This is a genomic window from Microbacterium sp. CH1, assembly GCF_001595495.1.
GTDB lineage: Bacteria > Actinomycetota > Actinomycetes > Actinomycetales > Microbacteriaceae > Microbacterium.
Map to the genome: position 1 here is coordinate 1 of NZ_LOSO01000009.1, position 6,284 is coordinate 6,284.

Here is a 6,284-nt window from a genome sequence, read left to right on the forward strand (position 1 = left end):
GCCGCCTGGATCAACCAGCCCTCACAGGAGGCCCTCATACAGACCGCCTGACGGAATCTGTCTCACCCGCCTTGACACTTTCCGAGCAGGAATCAGACTTTGATCCCGACACACGGTTCGCCGTCAAGTGGTATCGCCAGTTCGGATGGGAGCAGGACAGCTCTGGCATCGCGGACCAGTTGGCCCGCTCTTCTGACACGTCGATCGGCGCACTCGAACGTGGCGGAATCTTCGAGGCGAAGGGCGGCAAAGCACGCTTGCTCGCACCGAGCCAACTCGAAGGCGCTTGGGACGTGACATCAGACGAGAGCGTGAGTGTCTGGGAAGCGACCGTACGCCTCGCTGCGGTGATGGCGAAGGACGGCGCAGACGAGGTCGCCGCTCTACTTCCTGCCGTTCAGACCCGGGTCAATCTCGACGCGGTCAAGGAGCTCGGGTTCCTTCTGTTCCACGAGGCAGAGAAGAAGCGCGACACGCGCGACGCGATGCTCTTCAACGGCCTCGTGAGCGCCTGGGGTGACGTGAATGAGCAGGCACGCAAGCACGCGGGAGTTCCGCGTGCGATGCAACAAGCGTTCGACTTCGATGGGGACGAGGACTGATCAGCGATGGCAGTGAACAACCGAGACCGCGTGGGCAAGGCCTTCGACCTTCTGTCGGAGGGTCTGCTCGATTCGGTCGACGAGGTGATGACCGCCGCCTACGGCACGCCCGACTGGCCTGCCGCGTGGGCGCAAGAGGACGCGCAGCGCCGGGGTGGTCCGGCCCGAACTCTGACTAAGCACGATGTGCAGGTGCAGCTTCGCGCGATCACCGAGCAGGGCTACCGGTTCAAGGACGTGCTGTCGCGTGCACAGCAGGGGTTCGGCTCCGAACTGCGCGAGACGCGCAATCTGTGGGCACACAACGAGCCGTTCAGTTCTGATGACGCGGCGCGCGCGCTCGACACGATCGAGCGACTGCTCCACGCCGTCGGCGCGGTCGACTCCGCCGAGGACGTCCGCAAGCTCCGGGTCGACCTACAGCGCACGGTCTTCGAGGATCAGACGCGCAAGCAGGTCAAGCGGACGACGGTGACCCTCGACCCAGGTTCGGGACTGCGGCCTTGGCGCGAAGTAATCCGCCCGCACGATGATGTGGCACGCGGCGAGTTCACGGCATCCGAGTTCGCTGCCGACCTGCATCTCGTGCGAACGGGTCAGGCGACGAGCCCCGAATACGGCGACCCGGTCGAGTTCTTCACCCGCACGTACCTCACGGAAGGTCTGCGGGATCTGCTGGCGCGTGCACTCCGACGCGTCGGCGGCGGGGACGGCAATGCGAGCCCAGTCGTCAACCTGCAGACCAACTTCGGTGGCGGCAAGACGCACTCGATGCTCGCTCTGTACCACCTCTTCAGCGGCACGCCCCCGAAGGACTTTCCTCAGGAGTTGCAGGAACTCATCGCCGAGACCGGGAACCCGGATCTAGCGGCGCTGGGCGTGAAGCGCGTCGCGCTCGTCGGCACGTACCTCAAGGCGGGATCACCGCTTATCAAGGACGACGGAACCGAGGTCCGCACGCTTTGGGGCGAGCTCGCCTGGCAGCTCGGCGGCCGTGAAGCGTACGACCTGATCGCTGAGGACGACCGAGCGGGGACGAACCCGGGCGAGGCCCTCCGGACGCTGATTGCGAAGTACTCGCCGGCACTGATCCTGATCGACGAGTGGGTCGCGTATGCGCGGCAGCTGGTCACGGACAAGGAGCTTCCGTCGGGTTCGTTCGAGACGCAGTTCACGTTTGCCCAGTCGTTGACCGAGGTCGTGCGGTCGGTGCCCGGCGCGATGCTCGTCGTCTCGATCCCGGCCTCCGACACGGGCGATGCAGGTAGCGGAAGCGACATCGAGATCGGTGGCGCCAACGGCCAGCTGGCGCTTGAGCGCCTGCAGAACGTGAGCCGCCGGGTCGCCGACCAGTGGCGCCCGTCGAGTAAGGACGAGTCGTTCGAGATCGTGCGCCGTCGCCTCTTCCAGGCGCCGAACGCGGAGGGCCTCACCACGATCTCCGCCGTAGCGCGCAGCTTCGTCACCCTGTACAGGAGCAACACCGCCCTGTTCCCGCGGGATGCCGCAGCCCCGAGTGACGACTACGAGCAGCGCATCCGAGCGTCCTATCCGTTGCACCCCGAGTTGCTGGACCGCCTGTATGAGGATTGGTCGACTCTGGAGCGGTTCCAGCGCACCCGCGGCGTGCTCAAGCTCGTGTCCTCGATCGTGCACGAGCTGTGGGCCTCCAACGACACGTCGCCGCTGATCCTCCCCGGCAATGTTCCGCTGGAGGCAACGACGGTCAACACCGACCTCACCCAGTACCTCGAGGACCAGTGGAAGCCGATCATCGACTCGGACATCGACGGCCCGGGCTCGATGGCGCAGCAAATCGACCTGGACCGCCCCAACTTGGGGCAGCGGTTCGTGACCCAGCGCATCGCGCGAACGATCTTCATGGGCGCCGCCCCGCGGATCAAGGCGTCTCGGAAGGGCTTGGACAAGCAGTACGTTTGGCTCGGAACCGCGGCTCCCGGTGACACGCTCGGCAACTTCGGCAGCGCGATCGAGTTGCTCGCACAGCGGTCGACGTACTTCTACGAGGAGCAGGGCCACTACTGGTTCGACACGCAGCCGTCGGTCACGAAGACCGCGAACGACTATGCCGAGCGACTTCGCGAAGACGTCGAGACGGTGTGGAACGAGATCACCGATCGCCTCCGCAGCGAAGAGCGTGCGCGCGGTGTCTTCGATCGGGTGCACGTTGCGCCGGCATCCAGCGCCGACATCCCCGACCTCGAAGACGCGCGACTTGTCATCGTTCACCCGCGCCACTCGCGGCGGAAGTCCGACGGCGCCGACTCCTCCGCGCACCAGTGGGTGCGCGACGCGATCGAGACCAAGGGCGCTAGCCAGCGCGTGCACCGCAACACTCTCGTCTTCCTCGTCGCTGACAAGAGCGAGCTGGAAAGCCTGGAGGCCGCCGCGCGCAGCTACCTCGCGTGGAAGCGCGTGCAGGCGACCAGCGAGAGCCTCAACCTGTCGGTACAGCAGCGCAAGCAGACCGACGACTGGGTCACGCGCCTGGATCGGACCGTCTCGGACCGAATCCGCGACACCTTCGTGTGGGCGGTCTACCCCGAACAGTTCGACGCCACCAAGCCGTTCGAGCTGATCACCGACAAGGTGCCGGACTTGAGCGGCCGCTCGCTCGCCGAGCGCGTCGCCGCGAAACTGTCTCGCGACGATCAGCTCGTCACCGAACTTGGTGCGCCGATCCTCGGAGCGACCCTCCATCAGGAGCTGGGACAGCTGTGGCGCGACAAGGGCGAGATCAGCGTTGGCGAGCTGTGGGGCTACTTCACCCGGTACGTCTACCTGCCGCGCCTCGTTCGCCGGGAGACTCTCGATTCCGCGATCGAACGGTCGCTCAACTCCGTGCTCGTCGACGGCGAAAAGTTCGCGATCGCGACGGCGAAGGACACCTAAGCTGATCGCTACCGCGGGCTGATCGTGCCGCCGGCGCACAACACCGCGATCCAGGTCACCGACAGCACGCTGCTAGTGGACTGGAACAAGGCTGAGGAGCAAGCGTCCGCCGATCGAATCGCCGCCGCTCGAGAAGCCGCCCGGCGCGCCGCAGAGGAGGGCGCCGCAGAGATCGGTCCAGTGGACATCGTCCTGGTCGATGACGAAGCAGAAGAGGAGGGATCGAGCGAAGAGAGCTTCGCGCCGCGACCCCCGAGCCGCTACTTCGGCTCCGTGAAGGTCGACCCCGATCGCTACTCGCGCGACATCGGAAACGTGACTCGAGAGATCATTGATCGCCTCGCCGGCACTGGCGCCAAGCTTGAGATCACCATCGACATCCAAGCCAGCAAGAGCGACGGCTTCGACGAGGGCGAGGTGCGCACGATCTCCGAGAATGCGCGCGTGCTCAAGTTCGACCCGAGCTCCGGCTTCGAGGCCTGATACAGGTGAAGATCACATCAGTAACGATCGCGAACTTCAAGGCGATCGAAGAGGCGACGATTGACTTGCACCCAACCATGAACGTACTGGTGGGCGGCAACGGTTCCGGCAAGAGCTCGGTACTTCAAGCCCTGCACTGGATGTTCCAGTCGGGCAGGAACAGCAACGTACAGGCCAGAGCAGTCGGTTTGGCGTCCACGCTGTCCGAAAAGGACGCGATATACATGCCGTCCCCGGACTATCGCAGCGCCGGACACGGCAACGAATACGGCAACAATCAGGGAAAGCCACAACTTGACCTCACCGTGAATGCGGTCGCCGACGACGGCTCCGGATTGGTCGCCTCGATGTGGCTCAAGTCGGCTCGCAACGAGGGCATCTCCGTTCACGTTCCGACCGGCAACGCCATCGTCGGTGCGATTCGAGACCAAAGCCGCGAGTTCAGCGCCTACATCCCTGGTGTTGCTGGGATTCCACTAGTCGAGGAGAAGCGCTCGAAGCTCCTTGTTCACAGATCGGCCGCGGCCGGCGACGCCAACACGGTTCTGCGAAACATCCTTGTCCTGCTACAGGGCGTGACCGTGAACGGAGACAACGGACTCGCGCTCGTGGAGAAGCTCGTCTCTGACGTCATGGGCGAGTTCAATCTCCGCGTCGAGTTCGACGAGGAGAAGCACACTCGCATCGTCGCCAGCTTCCAGACAGGAGCGATGCGAGAGTCAGACGATCGCGCATTCCGCCCGCTTGAGCTCGCGGGTATCGGCTACCTTCAAGTCCTTCAGATCTTCTCGTACCTGGTCTACTTTCGACCTGTTGTGCTACTCGTAGATGAGCCCGATGCGCACCTGTATCCGGTTGCGCAGGAGCGACTCGTCCGAGTCTTGTCGGATGCCGCCGCGAAGTTTGACTCCCAGGTACTGCTCACCACGCACAGCCCGTCCATCGTTCGGTCGCTGCCCGCCGAATCCAAGGTCATCTGGATGAAGGACGGAGGCGTCCAAGCCAGGGAAACACCGAAGGCCGACAGCTTATGGGGTGGGGGCTGCTGGATCGCAAGATCGTTCTGATGACCGAGGATGCGCAGACGCACATGCTGCGTGCACTAATCGCACAGTGGCCTGATCTTGAGCGCGTCGTCGCCATTTGGCCAATCCGTGGCTCCGGAAAGCTGCCCCCAGCGGACACGATCAGCGGTTTGAAAGCGCTTCTGGGCGACGATGTTCGGATCGTGATCCATCACGATCGAGACTTCATGATGCCGGTGGAAGTGGACAAGCTCTCGGAGCCATATCTCAACCACGGACACGTCCTGTGGGTGACCCGATACTCAGACGTCGAGTCCTATTGGGCGAGCAAGGAAGCCGTCGCCGCTCACTTCTCCATCGCCGCCGATGACGCTCAGCAACTCATTGACGAGGCTGTCGCAGAGGCGAGCAAGAACGACGCTGCAACCATCAAGATGCGCGCGAAACGAGTAGCAGCACTCCAAAAGGTCAACAATGACGGATCGCTTCCTCACTTTGGCGATGCGGATGTGATTTCTCATCACGCGAAGGACGGCGCGCAGTTCGCAGTGTTGGGCAAGACCATGGTCTCCGGTATCCGACGCGCGGCGCAGGACAAAGGGCTCAGTGGGCCGGGCTACGGGAAAGCAATCGCTCCTGCTTTGATGGGATCGTTCGCTCCGGACCTTCGGAAGCTCCTCGAGTCAACCATCGCTTGATGACCTGGGAACGGAGAGGCGGACAGCATGAGCACCAACACGCAACCCGAATATCACAAGATTCCGCGCGAGCTCCGCGGCGCACCCATCGATGCTGTTCGTCGCCTCGCGCTGCGTGACAGGCAGGACCGCGAGGCGAAAGATGCCAACGAGTGGTACTGGGTCTTGCGCTTCAACCACACTCTCTACCGGACGATCCACTGGAGTGTCTTCCTCGGCTCCGAATGGCGCTACCCAGCAGAACTCACTCGGGACGAGATTGCGACGCTGTCGCGCGATGACCTGGCTGTGCTCGCGCTGAGCGAGAGCGTGGCAGGACGCAGAGTTGCCGCCCAGAAGGAGTCGACACCGCCTGCGTCGCTGGCACTGCTCGCGAGAGACAACGAACAGATTGTCTACAGAGCAGCCGGTCATAACTCCTCAACACCCGCCGAGGCGATCGCGGATATGCGCAGGCGCCACCGCGCGGACGACGTTAGCCGGAAAGTGTCAAGGCGGGTGAGACAGATTCCGTCAGGCGGTCTGTATGAGGGCCTCCTGTGAGGGCTGGTTGATCCAGGCGG

The 6,284-nt window shown here is 63.7% G+C and carries 5 protein-coding genes and 1 pseudogene; all 6 read left to right on the forward strand.

Annotated features, from left to right (window positions below; translation table 11 throughout):
• Positions 1-602: pseudogene (locus AUV07_RS17230) on the forward strand (hypothetical protein); the annotation flags it as partial.
• A 6-nt stretch (positions 603-608) separates the two neighbouring features.
• Positions 609-3,515, forward strand: coding sequence for a DUF499 domain-containing protein (locus AUV07_RS03260; RefSeq protein ID WP_197462106.1), 2,907 nt, complete (start codon positions 609-611; stop codon positions 3,513-3,515).
• A gap of 24 nt (positions 3,516-3,539) precedes the next feature.
• Positions 3,540-3,998, forward strand: a complete 459-nt coding sequence (locus AUV07_RS17740; RefSeq protein ID WP_197462107.1) for a hypothetical protein — start codon at positions 3,540-3,542, stop codon at positions 3,996-3,998.
• Between the two features lie 5 nt (positions 3,999-4,003).
• On the forward strand, positions 4,004-5,065 hold the full coding sequence (locus AUV07_RS03265; RefSeq protein WP_062633854.1) for an ATP-dependent nuclease: 1,062 nt from the start codon (positions 4,004-4,006) through the stop codon (positions 5,063-5,065).
• The gene (locus AUV07_RS03270; protein WP_157523895.1) at positions 5,065-5,721 is read left to right on the forward strand and encodes a hypothetical protein; all 657 of its coding nucleotides are present in this window, start codon (positions 5,065-5,067) and stop codon (positions 5,719-5,721) included. Before AUV07_RS03265 ends, AUV07_RS03270 begins: the two co-directional genes overlap by 1 nt.
• Before the next feature lie 27 nt (positions 5,722-5,748).
• Positions 5,749-6,264 (forward strand): hypothetical protein, encoded by a 516-nt coding sequence (locus AUV07_RS03275; protein ID WP_062633858.1) that lies wholly within the window; start codon positions 5,749-5,751, stop codon positions 6,262-6,264.
• The last annotated feature ends 20 nt before the right edge of the window (positions 6,265-6,284 follow it).